Origin of the sequence: Candidatus Leptovillus gracilis, assembly GCA_016716065.1 — a bacterium.
Classification (GTDB): domain Bacteria; phylum Chloroflexota; class Anaerolineae; order Promineifilales; family Promineifilaceae; genus Leptovillus; species Leptovillus gracilis.
The window spans coordinates 26,355-44,097 of sequence record JADJXA010000005.1; the positions used below are offsets into that span (position 1 = coordinate 26,355).

Annotated in this window: 14 protein-coding genes; 8 read left to right on the forward strand and 6 right to left on the reverse strand. The window is 59.5% G+C overall.

Translation table 11 applies throughout. The features are described 5' to 3' along the window. Positions 1-5: 5 nt before the first annotated feature. The 7 genes from IPM39_14720 (at position 6) to IPM39_14750 (ending at position 5,666) form a co-directional block, all read left to right on the forward strand. Positions 6-962: a hypothetical protein gene (locus tag IPM39_14720; GenBank protein MBK8987305.1), complete on the forward strand. Its 957-nt coding sequence runs from the start codon at positions 6-8 to the stop codon at positions 960-962. After that, positions 959-1,840, forward strand: coding sequence for an NAD(+) diphosphatase (gene nudC / locus IPM39_14725; protein MBK8987306.1), 882 nt, complete (start codon positions 959-961; stop codon positions 1,838-1,840). Before IPM39_14720 ends, nudC begins: the two co-directional genes overlap by 4 nt. After that, entirely contained in the window at positions 1,837-2,823 is a 987-nt protein-coding gene (corA, locus tag IPM39_14730) for a magnesium/cobalt transporter CorA (protein MBK8987307.1), read from the forward strand. The genes nudC and corA overlap by 4 nt, the downstream gene beginning before the upstream one ends. 2 nt (positions 2,824-2,825) lie before the next feature. Continuing rightward, positions 2,826-3,080, forward strand: coding sequence for a hypothetical protein (locus tag IPM39_14735; protein ID MBK8987308.1), 255 nt, complete (start codon positions 2,826-2,828; stop codon positions 3,078-3,080). A gap of 6 nt (positions 3,081-3,086) precedes the next feature. Continuing rightward, positions 3,087-4,451: a GNAT family N-acetyltransferase gene (locus IPM39_14740; GenBank protein MBK8987309.1), complete on the forward strand. Its 1,365-nt coding sequence runs from the start codon at positions 3,087-3,089 to the stop codon at positions 4,449-4,451. A 62-nt stretch (positions 4,452-4,513) separates the two neighbouring features. Then, the gene (locus tag IPM39_14745; protein MBK8987310.1) at positions 4,514-4,801 is read left to right on the forward strand and encodes a Dabb family protein; all 288 of its coding nucleotides are present in this window, start codon (positions 4,514-4,516) and stop codon (positions 4,799-4,801) included. Between the two features lie 115 nt (positions 4,802-4,916). Then, positions 4,917-5,666, forward strand: a complete 750-nt coding sequence (locus IPM39_14750; GenBank protein MBK8987311.1) for a hypothetical protein — start codon at positions 4,917-4,919, stop codon at positions 5,664-5,666. A gap of 127 nt (positions 5,667-5,793) precedes the next feature. Here the strand turns inward: IPM39_14750 and IPM39_14755 are convergent, their stop codons facing one another. Beyond that, on the reverse strand, positions 5,794-6,936 hold the full coding sequence (locus tag IPM39_14755; protein ID MBK8987312.1) for a hypothetical protein: 1,143 nt from the start codon (positions 6,934-6,936) through the stop codon (positions 5,794-5,796). A 9-nt stretch (positions 6,937-6,945) separates the two neighbouring features. Then, positions 6,946-9,351: a lamin tail domain-containing protein gene (locus IPM39_14760; GenBank protein MBK8987313.1), complete on the reverse strand. Its 2,406-nt coding sequence runs from the start codon at positions 9,349-9,351 to the stop codon at positions 6,946-6,948. Between the two features lie 538 nt (positions 9,352-9,889). Here IPM39_14760 and lon point away from each other — a divergent pair. After that, a complete protein-coding gene (lon, locus tag IPM39_14765; protein ID MBK8987314.1) occupies positions 9,890-12,325 on the forward strand; it encodes an endopeptidase La in 2,436 nt (811 codons plus the stop codon). A 19-nt stretch (positions 12,326-12,344) separates the two neighbouring features. Here the strand turns inward: lon and IPM39_14770 are convergent, their stop codons facing one another. From IPM39_14770 to mutL, 4 genes are all read right to left on the reverse strand, one after another. Further along, entirely contained in the window at positions 12,345-13,103 is a 759-nt protein-coding gene (locus IPM39_14770) for a hypothetical protein (GenBank protein ID MBK8987315.1), read from the reverse strand. A gap of 37 nt (positions 13,104-13,140) precedes the next feature. Further along, positions 13,141-14,067, reverse strand: a complete 927-nt coding sequence (locus IPM39_14775; GenBank protein ID MBK8987316.1) for a TIGR01777 family protein — start codon at positions 14,065-14,067, stop codon at positions 13,141-13,143. A gap of 96 nt (positions 14,068-14,163) precedes the next feature. Beyond that, a complete protein-coding gene (locus IPM39_14780; GenBank protein ID MBK8987317.1) occupies positions 14,164-15,489 on the reverse strand; it encodes a MerR family transcriptional regulator in 1,326 nt (441 codons plus the stop codon). A 389-nt stretch (positions 15,490-15,878) separates the two neighbouring features. Beyond that, complete coding sequence (gene mutL, locus IPM39_14785) at positions 15,879-17,732, reverse strand: DNA mismatch repair endonuclease MutL (GenBank protein MBK8987318.1); 1,854 nt, start codon at positions 17,730-17,732, stop codon at positions 15,879-15,881. Positions 17,733-17,743: the final 11 nt, after the last annotated feature.

Genomic DNA, 17,743 nt, shown 5'->3' on the forward strand with positions numbered 1-17,743 from the left:
ATTCGATGAGTCAGGAGAATGCCGCGCTCGCTTTTTTGCGTCAAAATCGCCGTTTGTGGTGGCTATTGCCCCTGCTGGCCTTGCTGCTGCTCATCCTGGTGTTGGCCTTTGTCCTGCCCGGTGCGGGCGAAGCCCAGGGTTTAAAGCCGTTCCGCCCCACGCGCGTGTCGGGTGAATTAACCGTTGTAGGGGACGCCGCCCTCGTTTCCTTCACCGATCTAAACGCTGCTCCCGAAGCGTACCGCGATCAACGCCTGCGCGTCACCGGCGATTACCAACGCCTGACGCCGCTAATGTGCCGTCCGCACAACGGTCCTCTGTTCCAATGGTCATTGGTGGCTGAGGCATTACAACTCAACGCCATCGGTTTTGAATCGCTGCTGCGCAATATGCCCGATGGCCTCAGCCTGACGGTGGAAGGTATCTGGCGTTTGTATGATGGGCCGTTGGGTTGTGGCAAAGGCGCGCCGCGCGGCACTGCCTGGTATCTGAGCGTCGAGCGGATTATCGCGCCCAATCCGCTGCCCAATTTTAGAGCAACGCTGCAACCAACCGGCGCGCCAGAACTCATCGGCGACGATACGGTGACGCCCACGCCCACAGACGGCGGGCCAACCGAGGTGAACGCCACACCAACGCCGGACCCAACCATCCTCATAACACCACTGGCGACGACTACGCCGGCCCTGGTTGGTACACCTATCGGCGTGACCGCCACAGCTACGGCCGGACCAGGGACCGTGTTCCCCTCGGTAACGCCGTTGGTTACGCCCACCAATCTGCCACCAGGCTTCCCCACGGTGACGCCGCCCGGCGGGGCTACGGCCACGCTGCCAGCCACCGGCGGCACACCCGCACCAACGCTGCCGCCGCTGCCCACCAGCCCTGGGTATCCTGTCCCAACGCCAGGCGGTTCAACCAGCACGCCCACACCTTCGCCCAGCCCATACCCCTCGCCATGAACGAGAATTTTGTCGCCGCTATCACCCCGCCAGATAACCAGGCCAGGCCAGCTCTCTGGTTTTTGTTTCACCGGTTCGACATGCTGGTCTTTCTGGACGAGGCGTCGGGCGCGGCGCGGCTGCCTTGTGTGGTGAATCCGGCGTCATTGAATCTGGCGGACTTTATGGTGACGCGGCAGCATTATTTTGGCTATCTGCAAGATGCTGCCCGTACCCACTGTTTCGCCGCTGAACTGATAGCGACAGCCGATTCGCCGGCCCTGCCGCCGGGCATGGCGCTGCTGGACTTGCGCCGTCTGTTTGGCCGATTGGCTGAGGCGTCTATCTGGCTGGCGGGGCGGGCGGTGCAGTTGGTGGATTGGGACCGCACGCATCAATTTTGTGGGCGCTGTGGCGCGCCCACGCACACCGCGCCCAACGAGCGGGTGAAGCAGTGTCCCAACTGCCAGCATACCAGTTACCCACGCCTGTCGCCGGCGATGATTGTCCGGGTGACGCGGGAGGGGGCAAACGGCCGTCCTGAAATTCTCCTGGCGCGCAACCGACGGGCGAAAATTCCCATGTACAGTGTGCTGGCCGGGTTTGTGGAGCCGGGTGAAACGTTGGAAACGTGTGTGCGCCGCGAAGTGGGCGAAGAGGTGGGGCTGACGGTGAAAAACATTCGTTACTTTGGCAGCCAGCCCTGGCCTTTCCCCAATTCATTGATGATCGCCTTTACGGCCGAGTATGCGGGCGGCGACCTGCGCCTGGAAGAGACAGAATTGGTAGACGCCGGCTGGTATTCGGCAGATAATTTGCCACCCTATCCCCCGGCGCTGAGCATCGCCCATCGGCTGATTGCCGACTTTATTCAACAGCAGGCAGGTATAAGAAGATGATTCGGGTTTTGCATTGTCAGGAACAGGCAATTTGTGAAACAGGGCTGACGTTGGCCGAGGTAACGGCCGTGCTGCAATCTGGTCAGGGGATGATGTGGCTGGATATGTGGGGCGAATCGCCGGCCGAAAGTGAAGCTGTTTTGCACGATATTTTCCACTTTCATCCGCTGGCCATAGACGACGCCCTGAACGAGACCCACGCGCCCAAGTTGGATGATTGGGGCGATTATTTGTACATTGTGCTGCACGCCATCCAATACAACCCGCCGGACAATTTGGACATCCATCTGCCAGAGGTGGATATATTTGTGGGGCGCAGTTACCTGGTGACCTATCATCAACAGGCGATTGCGCCGCTGGAACGGGTGTGGGCGGCCAGCCAGACGGATGGCCGCATTCGCAAATATGGCATTTCCCGCCTGCTCTACCGGCTGGCCGACGAGCTGATGAATGAGCATATTACGGCCGTTGAAAAAATCGAAGAAGAGCTGGAAGCAATTGAAGACGAAATCTTCAACAACCCGGACCATGAAACGCTGGAGCAGTTGTTCATCCAAAAACGGCGCGTGCTGCAAATGCGGCGCACCATTGGGCCGCAGCGCGCCGTGTTCAACTCGCTCAGCCGTAACCATCATGCGGTCATTGACCTGGAGGCACAAGTCTTTTTTAGCGATATTTACGACCACATGATACGGCTGTATGATCTGATGGACAGCCTGCGTGAGTTGTCTACCTACTCCCTCAGCACGTACCTGTCCATTGTCAACAACCGCATGAACAATGTAATGAAAACAATGGCAATTGTCACCGCGTTGTTCTTGCCCCTCACGTTCATCACCGGCTTTTTTGGCATGAACTTTTTTGCGCCGACGGTGAACACCGATGTCTGGACTGGCTGGGTCTCGTTTTTCTTAATGCTGGTGACGATGCTGCTGCTGCCGTTTGGGATGTTTTGGTACATCCGGCGGCGGCGCTGGTTGTAACAATGCGGCGCAAAATCATCAAAGTTTTACTGGCGTTGGTGGCCTTGCTGTTGGCCTTTTTTGGCCTGTATGGGCTGTGGGTTCGGGTGCAGTTAGGACTGGGCCAATCGCTGCAAGAGGGATTGGTGCAGGCAGATGCGTTGAACGGCCGTCTGATTTTCCCGCAGACGGCGCTGGTTTACGGTCTGCTGGCCGGTTTCTTCCTGCTGCTCACGTTGGTTCTCATCGGGGTGGTGTACCGATTGGTGAGGCAATAGACACGATTGAACGAATCCTTTGGTCCGGCCACAATTGCCGCCGCCCGCCAATTTGTGCGTTGGCGCTATGCGCCACCCTATGACATCTATAACATGGTGACCGACCCAGACGATGCCAACCTGGTGGAAGCGGCGGCCAATTACTTTCTGGACCCGGCCATCGGCTGCCATGCCCTGACCGATGAGTGGGGCAGGGTGCTGGCATTTTGCACCTTTGGCGAGGATGCGCAGGTTCCTGGCGGCGATTACGGCCGTATCGCCCTGGACATTGGCTTTGGTATGCGGCCAGACCTGACGGGGCAGGGATTGGGTCGGGAGTTTGTGACGGCCGTCATCCATTTCGCGCAGCAAACTTTCCAGCCAGACGTGCTGCGCGTCACTATCGCCGCGTTTAATCGGCGGGCGCTGCGCGTCTGGACGCAGCAAGGATTTGCGCCAGTACAAGAATTTGAGGGGATGATCGCAGGGAAACGGCCGTTCATCATCCTGGAAAAGAGCGAGAGCGGAGGAACTATGCAGGTTGAATTTTTAGGCAGCGGCGGAGCCTTTACCACCCCCCGCGCCGGATGCTTTTGCCCCATATGCGAGCAAGCCCGCGCCAAAGGCGTGCCCTACAGCCGCTCTGGTCCGGCCATCCTCGTCCACGGCCCAGATATTCTTATAGACACCTCCGAGCAAATTAACGAGCAGTTGAACCGGGCGCGCATAGGCCACATCCCGGCTTGCATCTACTCCCACTGGCACCCAGACCATACCGCCGGCCGCCGCATCTGGGAGATGAACATAGATTGGCGGCATTGGCCGCGCCACAACCGCCCCACCGATATTTATCTGCCGCCGCAGGTGGCCGCCGATTTCGCCACCCAACTCGGCCTGCGCGAAAACTTCGCCTACATGCAGCAGATGGGGGCCGTTCGGGTCCACCACTTGACCGAAGGGGAACCAGTTCATCTGAACGGCTGGCAAATCACCCCCTTCCCGGTGGCCGAGGCGTATGTATATGCGTTTTTGTTTGAAGGTGACGGCCGTCGCGTCCTCATTTGCCCGGATGAACTGTTCGGTTGGCAGCCGCCCACCTTTACGCAGGGCGTAGACCTGGCGGTCGTGCCCATGGGCATTGTGGAATTTAACGTTTGGACCGGCGAGCGCATCATCCCCGCCGACCATCCGGTGCTGCAAAGCGAGGCCACCTTCCGCCAAACGTTGGACATGCTGCGTCAGATTCAGCCGCGGCAGGCCATCATGACCCACATCGAAGAGCCAGACGGCCTGGGCTACGACGATTTGCTGCGCCTGGAAGCCCAATTGCAGACCCAGGGCTATCCGCTGCGCTTCGCCTACGATACAATGCAGGTGAAGATTGAAGATTAGCGCCCAAACAGTCTGGCGCTGCAATCCAAAATCGGAAATCCGAAATCCCTCAGGAGGTCAGGATGATTACCCATGTGGTGATGTTCAAATTGGAAGACGGCAGCGATGCCAGTATTCAACGCGCGATAGAGAAGATTCACGCTCTGGCGGGCAATGTCCCCTCGCTGCGCAGCCTGGAAGTGGGTCAAAACGTCATACCCTCGGCCCGCGCCTATGACCTGGCGCTGATCGCCCGCTTTGATGACCTGGCCGGGTTGGAGGCGTATCGAACGCATCCAGAACACCTGCCGGTGCTGGCGTATATGCGGGCCGTATCTGAAACATCAGCGGCCGTAGATTTCGAGTCTTAGGGTTCAAATGTTTTTAACCTGGTGAGATTGGACCAATCTCCAAGATTGGTCCAATCTGGAAACTCCAAAGTTAATTGCAAACGAACCCTTAACGGACAACCCTTAACCATAACCCATGACTGAAACCTGGTTCTCCCTCGTTTTCCCGCTGCTCTTTGCGGTGATATTTGTCCTGGCTATCAGCGAATTTCTCTTATCCTCGTTTTGGGCGCCGGTTTACTTTCGGTATGGCATTCCACTGCTGCGCCGCAGTTATACCGTACCCGCCGATTTGGACCTGGCGGCGCAAATCCCGCACCTGGAAACAAGTTTGCCACGCACCTGGTGGCGGCCAGGTGTGGTTTTTCGCGCCCTTAGTCCAACGGAACTCGCCTTTCGCCATCGCTTTGGCACACGCAACCCACTACAAGGGCTGGTGCGGTTGGAACCGGGACACGGCCGTATGACCATCACCGGCTACCTGTACAGTTTCTACCTGGTCTTTCCGTTTCTGATCCTGTTTTTTGTTTTGGTCGCCGGAGTACCCTGGCTTTTCTTGCTGTTCATGGCGGCTGTTTTTGCCTTTACGTTTGGGCTGCAGCGCCGCCATTACGCGCAAATCGCCGATATTATCGCGGCGACAGTCGGCGCACAACCAGCGGTGGGTACGGCCGTTTCCCGCCCATCCTTCCCCCCACAATCTACCCCCTACAAACCCGACAGCCAGACAACACCCTGGTCGCCGGAGACCAACGACCCCTTCGCGCCCAAGACCAGTTCACCCGGCGCGGGTTTGTCTAACCTGGAACTGTTGTTGATTGCGCTGCTGGTGGTGCTGGCTGGGGCCGTGGGCTGGTTCCTGCTGCTGCTGTTCACCGGGGCCTGAGCCTGAGGCTAAAGCCCCAGGCTAAAAAACAACACCCCGTAAACGGGGCTAACCATCTTTTACAGCCGGGTTTACCCGGCGTTGTTTTTTGCCGGGGTGTTTACGCCCCGGCGCGTTTGCTGGTAATTCAGGCGTCGCGTTCCAGGAAGATGTTTAGCTCGGCGTCGGTCAGCGGTTCGGCCGATTCGGCGGCGTAGTAGCCCGTTTCCCACAAGTTGGCGGCCACGCCATACTCCTGCTGGATAATTTCTTCGGCCCCATTTTTGAACAGATAAGCCGCCCAGGCGCTGTCTCGCCCCGGCGGGCAAACGACGACCAGATGCACCAATTCTGGCTGCACGGCCGTATGCCGCAAACGGCAGCCATTCACCGTCGCCAACCGCTCCAGAGCGCGGCGCAGCGGGATGTGCAAAGCCGGTGGCAGGTTTACCACCGGCCGCCACACGATGGCGTAAGATTTGTGGTCGGCGGAATCCTCGGTGGCCGGCGTTTCGGCGGCCGTCGCAAAGGACGTAATCCCTTGCAGCGCGTTAAGCAGATGGCTGCTCAACTGCCCGGTCTGACGGCGCAGTTCCGCCAGGGGCATCTCTGGGGCGGCGACCATCGTCAGCAAATAGGCATCGTCCAGGCAAATGGTGTACAGAAGCCACTCCCCGGCGCGAGGCGGCAGATGGAGAAACTGCACGCGCGATTTATACCCTTCCTGAAGCCACTCGCGCCCGGTGTGCAGCGCCACATTGGCTACTTCCGTATCATTTAACGTGCCCCAATGGGCCAAAACCTGGGTCCCCTGGGCAAAAATCACCGTTTGCAAAAGCTGGCCCAACTGCGCCTGCTGCAAAGCGGCTAACAGCACGGCCGTATCCGGCGCGCCGGTCTGGTTTGCTGCCACTTCACTACCAGGGCTGTGAAACGATTGGCTGCTCGCCTGCTTCAACACCGAGGGCAAATCCACGCTCAGCAGGGATTTGATTAACACCGCCTGCACCTGGCCGGAGTAAAAATCGGGCACAGCCACGTCTGGCGTGGGCGTAAGGAGGATAAGCCGCAGGTCTGGCTGCACCGCCCGCAGCGAACGCACAATCTGATCATCGGCGGCCAGGGGGATAAAAGCCAGGTCTTGCGGCTGCTGCACCAGATGCAGCGCCGCCTCGCGCACGGCCGGCGTCAGGCTGACCCGCGTGGGTTCCAGCTCTTTTAAGGCTTTCGCCAGCCGCAGGGCAAAGTTGCGGTCTGTTTCTAAAATGAGGACGTTCTTTTTCTGATCCACCAGGCGATTTTACCTATCTTGGCGGCGGCGCGCTACCAGAGCGGCCAGCAGCATCACCGCGCCTACGCCGCCAATCGCCCACAGCCAAAACCAATGGGAGGACGTTTTTTCTGTGGTCTGTGGCCCAAACAGCGCCAGCGGCAGGTCGTGGTCGGTAGATTTATACGACAGTCCGGTCGGGCTGAGGTCGTGGCCCAGGCTGTCTGGGAAGTCGGCGTTGACGTGCTGGATGGTAACGGCCGTCATCATTTCCACCAGCGCCGGGGAAACCAGCAGGCCATCAATCAACTGCGCCGCGCCGCCGTAGACGTAGCTGTATCGTTCCGGCAGGGGAACTTGCGCCAGGAGGTTGACAAGACGGCCGTCGGCCGTCAGTGTTTGCAGCGTCGGCGAAAGCTCATAATCATTAAAATCCCCCAACACAATCAGCCGCGCCGCCGGGTCGGCGGCCAACTGCGCCGCTGCCAGGGCATGGACATGGGCGGCGTGGGCCAACCGCTGCGGCTCCGTTTCCGCTTCGCCGCCCAACTTGGATTTGAAATGATTGACATAAACGGTAAGCGGCTGCCCATCTATGAGCAAATCAACCTGCAACGGCGGGCGGGAGAACAGTGGGGATTGGCCGGTGGGGCAAACGGCCGTCGCATCTGCTATGCCCGTTTTGATGTCTGTGCAGGTCTGGCGCAGGTGGGCGGCCTGTACCTGCGCCCGGTTAGGGTTGCTTAACAGGGCCAGGTCTATGCCACGCGCGTCCGGGCTTTCCCGATGGGTCACATCGTAGAGAAAGCCGCAGGTGGCCGCCAATTCCTGGGCCAGACCGTCCAACAGGCTGGCCTTTTCCACTTCCTGAATGCCAACCAACGTCGGGCAGCCCAGCGTCTGGCCGATGGCTGACGCCAGTTTGGCCTGCTTGATGCCGATTTCGGCCGGGCTGGGTTTGGGTTCGGCGTCGTCGCCAGTGTCGTCCAGGGCATCGAAGTGGTTTTCCAGGTTGATGGTGGCGACATTGAACTGCTGTGGACCGGGTTGGGGCGGAGTGGGCAGCGGGGGGAAGGGCACGGCCGTTACCTGCAAATCGTCTGGCGTCTGGTGGACCAGCTTGAACTGGTCAAAATGGTAAATCAGCGGGCCAACCAACCCGCTCACGCTGTCGCCGGTTTTTACGTCTGGGAAACCGGCGCAGTCTACGTCTGTGGTGTGCAGGATGGGGATGATGCGGCCAATACCGTCGGCGGTCTGTTGGCGCACCAGGCGGGCGGCGTGTTCCGGCCGGCTGACGGCAAAGCCACAGCCGCTAAACGTGGGACCCGTCACCTGCGCCGCGCCTGCCACCATCACCCGCATTCCTTCCAATGGTTCATAGTAGGCAGCCAGGGCGTCGTTTTCGGCCGGTGGGTCCAGGGCGATGGGCGCGGGCAGGGCGTGGCCGCTGGCTTCGATGGTGATTTCCAGGTTGGTGTCGGCCAGTTCTGTCAGGCCGAAGAATTCCGTCACCTGGCCGGTAACGCGCACCAGATCGCCTATTTGCGCCGACGGCCGCTGCCGCCCCAAAAACAAGGCGATGCCGTCGGATGTGGCCGGGTCGCCGTCTTCGTCGCCGGGGGCGTCTTGGACAAACAGGGTGTAATAGGTGGTCCCTTTGGTGTTGCGGTCGGCGTAAGCGCCGGTGACAACGCCGCGAAAGGTGACGATTTGGTTGATATAGGGCGAAAATTCGCCGCTCCCCTGAATCTGACCAATGGATGGCAGGCTTTGCTGCGCGGCTAAAACCGCCGGGTCCAGGCAGTCGCCGTCGAAGGTAAGTTGGCCGGGGGTGGGGGTTTCGCGGGGCAGCCAATCGGCGGCGCTGTTGGTGTCGCAGTCGGCAGGCACGCGCTCGATGCTGTGGCCGGTGAAGACGCCGGCGATGGCCGGCCGGAAGAAGGTGGTGCTGCTGCCATAGTTCAGGCTGTCGCGCACGGCCGTTTTTTGCACCAGCAGCACCTCATCGCCATCGTTGGCCAGGGCCAGGCCGCCGCTGGCCCACACCAGGAAGGTGCGCATGTTGGGCACTGTGGGGTCGGTGTCCTGAATTTCAAAGTCCGGGTTGTGGCCGAAGAGGGCGCGAAAGCCAACGGCCGTTTGCGCCACCACCAATGCCTGGCCGGGAGCAATGCTGGCGCCTTCGGGGAAGCGGGCCATGCCTTCACTGCCGCCAACCGTCTCCTCGTCGCCAATTTTGTAGTCAGACAGATCAATAACGGCCGTGCCCACATTGGCAAGTTCCAGCCATTCTTCCCGGCTATCATCGCCGGGCGTGTTGTAATACACCTCGGTGATGAGGATGGGAGATGGCTCGCTGTCCTGCGCGAAAACCGATGGGGTCAGCAAAATCAGGATCATGGTTGCGATACTGGCGAAGCGGAACATTGGCATGGGTCCTCCTGAGGGAGAATGGATGACAAAGGAACAAAGGTTTGAATGGTATGAAACGGCCGTTTGGGCATGAGATTTACCTCAATTACGGTACAATTGTGAATGAAGGTCAGGCAGATTGCAAGCAAAACGTTGTCAGGCGATGGGACAAATCGCGCTGGGCGTTTAGACGAGGTCAAGGCATTGGCAAGAAAGTCAGAAATGTTCCGGTCAGGCGCGACAACTGGTCGGCCCATTGTGGCGGGCGACCGGATCATCGTGCCCGAAGCGCAAGTTTTTGCGCTCAATACACGGTTTGGCGGCCATATTCATCTCCCTGCGCCGCATCGGCCGCCGCGCCGAAGAATTGAAGTAGGTTGGGATGGGGCGTCAGACGCCGCCTGCTGCCCAAATGTTTACACATTTCTGATATAGGACTATCACCTTATTTATACAAACCGGTCAGAATACCAATGGGCTATTGTTGCCTGCGTCATTGAAAGACATACTACTTTCAGACGCTAACATGACTCTGCCTACAAGGCAAAGGAACAGGTTCATGACCGAACGAGCGAAAAATAAAACAAAATCAATACCGGTCGTCCCGCTAAGAGGCGGCGCGGTATTCCCGGGTATCACCACCACCATTTCGATTGGTCGGCGGAATTCGTTGGCGGCAGCGCAAACGGCCGTAGACCAGGGCGGCGACCTCCTCATCCTCGTCCAGCACGACGCTGAACTGGAAAACCCCAACGACAAAGACCTGGCCCCCATCGGCGTGCTGGCAACCGTGCGCGACGTACTGCGCGCGCCCCACATCGGCGTGCAAATGCTCGTCGAACTGCACCGGCGCGTGCGCTTCCATCACCTGGAAGCCACCGAACCTTACCTGGTCGGCGCCTACAGCGAAATAACCGACCAACGCGACACCGATGACCCTCTTCTGGTCAACAAAGCCATCGCCTATCTGGAGCAATATGCCGAAGCCCTGGGTGAAGCCAACCAGCAGGTGATGAGCGTCACCCGCAACAAAGCAACCGCCGGTGACCTGTCCGATTACATCGCCGGACTCATCAACCTGCCCTTTGAAACAGAACTCCAACTTCTGCTTACCCTGGACGGCGGCGAGCGGCTGCTCATCGTCACCGAATATCTGGAACAAGAGCTGCGCATCACCGAAATCCGCAAAAAAATCCAACAAGACGCCCGCGCCAGCACCGACAAAGCACAACGGGAATATGTGCTGCGCGAACAAATGCGCGCCATTCGCAAAGAATTGGGCGAAGAAGGTGAAGACCTGGTCGAGCAGCTGCGCCAGAAGATCGAAGCGGCTGAAATGCCGCCAAACGTGGCCGAACGTGCCCATAAAGAGCTGCAGCGCCTGGAATACCAGGGCCAACAGTCGGCCGAAGCCAGCGTGATTCGCACCTATCTGGAGTGGCTGGTGGAACTGCCCTGGAACAAAACCACCGAAGACAACCTGGACATTCGCCACGTGCGCGCCGTGCTAGACGCCGACCATTACGGCCTGGACGACGTGAAAGAGCGCATCGTGGAGTACGTGGCCGTGCGCAAATTGGCCGGGACCAACATGCGCGGCGCCATCCTGAATCTGAATGGCCCGCCTGGCGTTGGCAAAACGTCCATCGCTACCTCGGTGGCGCGGGCGATGGGGCGGGAAATGATTCGCATTAGCCTGGGCGGCGTGCGCGACGAAGCGGAGATTCGCGGCCACCGGCGCACCTACATCGGCGCGCTGCCGGGGCGGATTATCCGCGCCCTGCGCGACGCCGGCACGCGCAACCCGGTGATTGTGCTGGACGAAATTGACAAAGTGGGCGCAGATTGGCGCGGCGACCCCTCATCGGCGCTGCTGGAAGTGCTGGACCCGGAACAAAACCACAGCTTCAGCGACCATTATCTGGAAGTGCCCTTTGATTTGAGCCAGACGATTTTTATCACCACGTCGAATCAACTTGGCACAATTCCCGCGCCCTTATTGGATCGCATGGAAACCATCACCATGCCGGGTTACATTGAAGACGAAAAGATTGCCATTGCGCAGGGCTATCTTTTGAAGAAGCAGCTTGTGGGCCACGGCTTACACGACGTGGACATTACCATCGAGGATGCTGCCCTCCAGAAAATGCTGCGCCACCACACGCGGGAAGCGGGCGTGCGTCAGTTGGAGCGGTTGATTGGCTCGGTGGTGCGTAAGCTGGCGGTGAAGATTGCCGGTGGGGAGACGGGGCCGTTTGTGGTAACGGCCGTTACCATCGCCGACTTCCTGGGACCCGATAAATTCCACTACGGCATGGCCGAAGAGCAGGACGAAATCGGCGTCGTTACCGGGCTGGCGGTTAACGCCTTTGGCGGTGACACCCTGTCCATTGAAGTCAGCCTGAGCGAAGGCTCCGGCCGCATCACCATGACCGGCTCGCTGGGCGACGTGATGCGCGAATCGGCGCAGGCCGCCCTGACCTATGCGCGGGCCAACGCCCGCGGCCTGGGTCTGGAACCGGCAATTTTTGACCAGGTGAACCTGCATATTCACGTGCCGGAAGGGGCCGTGCCCAAAGATGGCCCCAGCGCCGGCATTGGCATGGCGACGGCGATTATTTCTGCCTTTACGCGGCGGCCGGTGCGCCGCGACATCGCCATGACCGGCGAGGTAACGCTGCGCGGTAAGGTGTTGGCGATTGGCGGGTTGAAGGAAAAGGTGATTGCCGCGCATCGGGCGGGCATCCATACCGTCCTGCTGCCCAAAGACAACGCCAAAGACATCCCCGACCTGCCGGAACGGGTGCGCCAGGATTTAACGCTGATCCCGGTGGGCCACCTGGACCAGGTGCTGCCGATTGCTCTGCTGGAAAGCAATGGGCCGCCGTTTAGCGTGGAAACAAAAGCGGCAGCGTGGATATGCCCGCGCCGCCGGTCAATGGCAGCCACAAGGAACGGGCCATCCACGCCGCCCACGAATAGAGTGCGGGCGTGACGCCCGCGCTCCCAGGGGGCTATCTTGGGCAGGGGTGGACCTGGATGAGCCAACAGACACGGCCGTCATCCAGCCAATCTATCTGCCAGGTGGCGGTGGGGAAGCTGCGGCGCGCGCCGCGCAGCAGCATTTGCAGCCGTTGGGCAAAGGGGGGCAGGCCCGGATCGGGGCGGGCAAAGCGGCCTAATTGGGCCAGGTCGAGCGATTCTGGGGCGGCGTCCGGGGGGTGGTAGGTGATGTGGTCCTGGGAATGGAGCGCGGTGACGGCCGTTCCCAACATCTCTGCTGCTACCATTTTCATCACCAACACATCTCGCCGCAGGTGGGTCGGCGCGCCGGCCAGAGACCAGACGCGCTGCAAGCCAGCGGCAAGCTGCGCCGGGTCGGTAAGGTGGATGGCGCGCTGTGGCGCATACAGAGGGTCGCCGGGTTGATCCGCGCCATCCAGTGAAAACGCGGCGCGCATAATCATCGGCGTATCCAGCCGGGGAAAGCGGGCGCTTTCATAGAATGTTTCATGGAGCCAGTCGGCGTCTACGGCCGTCACCAACCCATTTTGCACGGCAATCACACCCGCATCCAACAGCAGGCCAAACAATTCGTCCAGCAGAACTGCGCCGGGTGGCACAGGCAGGCTGGCCTGGGCGGCGTGGTCCAGCAGCCGAACCTTGTCGCCGACCGGCCATTTACGCGCCCGGTTTGCGCCCAGCCAGAGGAAAGGGGTTTTGTTCATGTGGGGTGAAGATAGGATAACCTTGCAACGGTCATAATCTGACACTTTTATCACCTTGTCAGATGTCACCTTGTCATCCTTGTTAATTCCGGAGCAGGTTTTGTACGGCCGTTTGCGCCTCTGGGTAGCAGAAGGTGAAACCGGCTTCTTGCAGGCGTTGGGGCAGGGCGCGACGGCCGTTTAGCACCACGTCGGCCACTTCGCCCAGAAGCAGGCGCAGGGCAAAAGCAGGGGCAGGCACGAAGGACGGCCGTTTCATCACCCGGCCCACCACTTTGGCCATCTCTCGGTATGTGAGTGGTTGGGGAGCGCACAGGTTATAAGCGCCAACGGCCGTGTCCCGTTCCAGCAAAAAGCGAATTGCCCGCACTTCGTCTTCCAGGTGAATCCAGGACATCCATTGACGGCCGCTGCCCAACGGCCCACCGGCAAAGAACTTAAAGGGCAAAACGAGCGTCTGAAACGGCCCACCTTCGGCGCTAAAGACCACACCGCTGCGAATGACCACCTGGCGCACACCCTGCGCGGAGACGGCGGTGGTAGAGGCTTCCCAATCAATCGTCACATTTGCCAGAAAACCATCTCTGCCTGGCGGCGACGCTTCTGTGACGATCTGGTCGGTCAGCGCGCCGTAATAATCTACGCCCGATGATTGGATGACCACCTTCGGTTTATGGGCGGCGGCGGTGATGGCTTCGACCACCGCTTTGCCGGCGTCCAGGCGGCTTTGCAGGATGCGCTGCTTGCGTTCGGCCGTCCAACGAGAGGGCAGCAGACCGCTGCCGGCCAGGTTTTCACCGGCCAGGTTGACGATGGCGTCGGCGCCGTCGGCGAGGTGGCCCCAGGAGACGGCCGTTTTGCCATCCCATTTTGCCGCCCGCACCCCAGTTGGCAGGCTGTGGCCGCCTGGATTGCGGCTTAAGACAATCACTTCGTGACCATCTTTGGCCAGACTTTGCGCCAGCGCGCCGCCAATCAGGCCGGTCCCCCCGGTAATAATGATACGCATAAAACAATTCCTCTTTAAGTTAGTTAAGGCAGGTTGGGTACTGTGTTGTCCAGTGTTCAGTACACTGGACACTCGACACTGAACACAGTCATTCCCTTAACGGTGAATGGCTTCGTGGATGTTGGTAAACCAATCACGCAACGGCCGTCCGCGTTCGTCCAAATGTGTTTCAACCGCCTGGCGATAGGCGGCCATGTATGGTTTCATGGTATCTTCTGGCATCCGATAATGAAAATTCATCAATAGACCATGCACCCATTCCAGGTTGGCGTCTAGCAAATTAATGCTGCCCAGACTCAACGCAGCCTGCATGTTATCCCCCAGGTCTCGATTGGCGTTCTTCAGGAAATGAATTGGAATATTCAATGACGCCATCGCTGCTAAGATGTCGGCTTCCATGGCGGACCGGTTTTCGACAAAATGTTTGAGCGCCGCCTGGTAAGCCGGCGAGGCCAGTTGGGCATGAGGTTGGGGCAGCGAACCACTCATGACCTGTTCCGCGACCTGGGGTGCGGCGCGCAGATCATGCCCCAGATAATAAGCCGGTATATGCGGGATAAGCTCGGGAATGGCGGTGAATACACCGCCACCATAGGCCATCACCGTGCTGCTCTGTCGGGCCAGGGCGGCAATGTCTGGCAGTCGGCTGGCCGTGTACAGCGTTTGGGCTGTCACGATGAGCAGTTGGGGGTGAATGCTGGCCAGAGTGGTCTCCAGCCGGTCTGGCGGCACGTCGGCGCCCAGGTAAATGACATCCCAACTGCGCTGACGCAGGAGTAAAGTGAGCAGCAGGGCGCTAAAGGTGTGCTGTTCTTCGGGGGCACAGGCAATGATGATACGGCCGTGTCTGTTTGGTGGGGGTGTGGCATTCAGCAAAGCCTCTAACTGGCGAATCGCCAGGGCCGAGGCAAAATGCTCTTGCTGCACTGTAATCCGTCCCTCGTACCAGCCAATGCCAATAGCCACCAAAGCATTTTGTATCAGTTCAAAACAGACAGTTTCCAGCGGAAACAAGGCAAATGCCTGCGCCTGAACTTGCCTTGCCTGTTGTTCATCGAACACCAGGCAGGCGGCGATCCATGCTTCGCGGAGCTGGTTAACTGACTCACCACCGATGAAGGACGTCGGCGCCAGTTCCTCAGCATCACTGCTATACGTTTCAAATGGAGACTCGCCCTCCGTTTCTAGCTGCCGCCATAGGTCCACCGCCCGGCTGATGCTTAACCCCTCATTTTGCCGTTCCTGGAGCCATTTCAGCATGTCTATATCGTATTGTGAATAGAGCCGATGACGGCCGGGTGTGCGATCTGGCTGGGGCAACCCATAACGCCGTTCCCAGGCGCGCAGCGTATCTGGCTTGACGCCGGTTTCCTGTACGACCGCTTTTAAATTAAAGGAAGGGGTTTTATTCGCATTTGTCACGGTTTCTCTTTTCCTCAGTACTGAGTTATCTGCAAAGATTTATCGCCTGTCGAAATTCTTTGAAGAACGCGCCAGACTTCTGTGCTTATTATAGACATTCAGATAATGATTTTGGGTAGGGGCGACCCTTGTGCCCGCCCATTCGCCAGAGGGCGAACACAAGGGTCGCCCCTACCAGCCAAAATGTTTTTCTGACAATCTATAGCACCTATATTACCACAGTTGTATAGATTTTGTCCACATTTTGCGAGACAAAAATGCGGTGGCGCTGTTTGGCGGCTAACGAATAGCCCAACGACGCTTTGGAAAAAACGCGGGGATTGTACAGAGAACGATCACGAGGGGCGTCCTCTTGGGCACACCTTATGCTGACAAACCGAAATAACCTTTCACATCCGGCCAAACTGTCGCGCTAATTGGCCCACAGACAGGTAAATGAGGGTGGGACGGCCGTGTGGACAGGTGTGGGGGTTTTGGCACGCTTCTAACTGCCAGACCATCGCCTCCATTTCCGCCCTGGACAGGGTTTGGCCGGCCTTCACGGCCGCCGTCTTGCACACGCGCAAGATGATTTTGCTCTCGATTTTGCCTTGCAGCGGCGCATCGCCCCGCTCCAAATCTTCCACCACGGCCGTCACCGCTTGCGCCGGGTCCATTTTGGCTAACAGGGCCGGGATGGCCCGCACCATGAAGGCATTGGGGCCAAACGGCTCAATCTGAAAACCAAGCCCGGCCATCACCTCCAGGTTGTCGGCCAATAAGGTGGCTTGCGGTGGGGACAAGTAGACGGCCGTACCCGTCACCAACCCCTGCGATGCTACCTTGTTTTGCTCCCAGGCGGCCATAAACTGTTCGTAGAGAATGCGCTCATGGGCGGCGTGCTGATCAATCAGAAAGACGCCATCTGGCCCTTCGGTGATGATGTAGGCGGCGCCCACCTGCCCCACCACGCGCATGATGGGCAGTTTATCGCCGGCCAGAGTGGCCTGGGCTGATGGTTCGGGCGGGGGAACGGCCGTTTCCCCTTCCACATCGGATCGCAGGGATGGGGGCGTCCAATCAAAAGCCATCTCCGCCTGTGGCCGGCCGGCAGGCGCGATTTCGTCGCGGTGGGTAAAGGCCTGGTCGTCCAGGTCGCCGGACCAGCCGGGTGAAGCGGCCGACCAGCCGGATACGGCCGTGCCGCCCGGCGGCGACCAGACCTCCAGGCCGCGTAGGGGCGTGGTGTCTATGAGAGTGCGGCGCACCGCCTTTTGCACCGCGCCAAAGACGGCGCTGCTGTGGTGAAAGCGCACCTCGGTCTTGGTCGGATGCACGTTCACGTCCACTTCGGTGGGCGGCACGCTGATGAACAAGATGCCCAACGGATAGCGCCCGGTAGGCAGCAGGGTGTGGTATGCCTGGATGACGGCATAAGTAAGGCTGGTGTCTTTGATCAGACGGCCGTTCAAAAACAGCGTAATCTGGTTGCGATTGGCCCAATGCAGGCTGGGCGGCCCCACATAGCCGGATACGCTGATGGGGATGCGGTGCGGGCTGCTGTCGGCGGCCGCCTCTTCAGGCGCGGGTTGAAGGATGGGCAGCAGTTGGCGGGCCGTTTCCGGGCCATAGACGGCCACCAGCACATCCAGCACACTGCCGCTGCCATTGGTTTGGAAGGTGATACGGCCGTTATGAGTCAGCCGAAAGCGCGTATCTGGGTAAGCCAGGGCGTAGCGGCTGACAAATTCGTCAATCAGCCGCTTTTCCGTGGTGATGGATTTGAGAAATTTCAGGCGGGCGGGCAGGTTGTAAAAAAGATTCTCCACAGCGATGACCGTGCCCTGGGGCGCGCCGACCGTATCGCGGCCGGTCACAATGGCCCCGGCCAACGTCAGGCGAGAGCCGGCCGCTTCGCCTTGCGCCCGCGAGACCACCGTCACCTGACTAACAGCGCTGATAGCCGCCAGCGCCTCGCCACGAAAGCCGAGGGTGTGAATAGCGTTCAGGTCTTCGGCCGATTGTAGTTTGGAAGTGGCGTGGCGCATGAAAGCGGTTTCGATCTCTTGGGCAGAGATACCCTCGCCATCGTCGGCCACCTGGATGCTCTGGCGGTCGCCTTCTTGTACACTGATGTTGATGGTGCGCGCCCCGGCGTCCAGGCTGTTTTCCACCAATTCCTTGACGACAGAAGACGGCCGTTCCACCACTTCCCCCGCCGCAATCTGCGACGCCAACTGCTCTGACAAAACATGGATTTTCATGCAAAGTATTG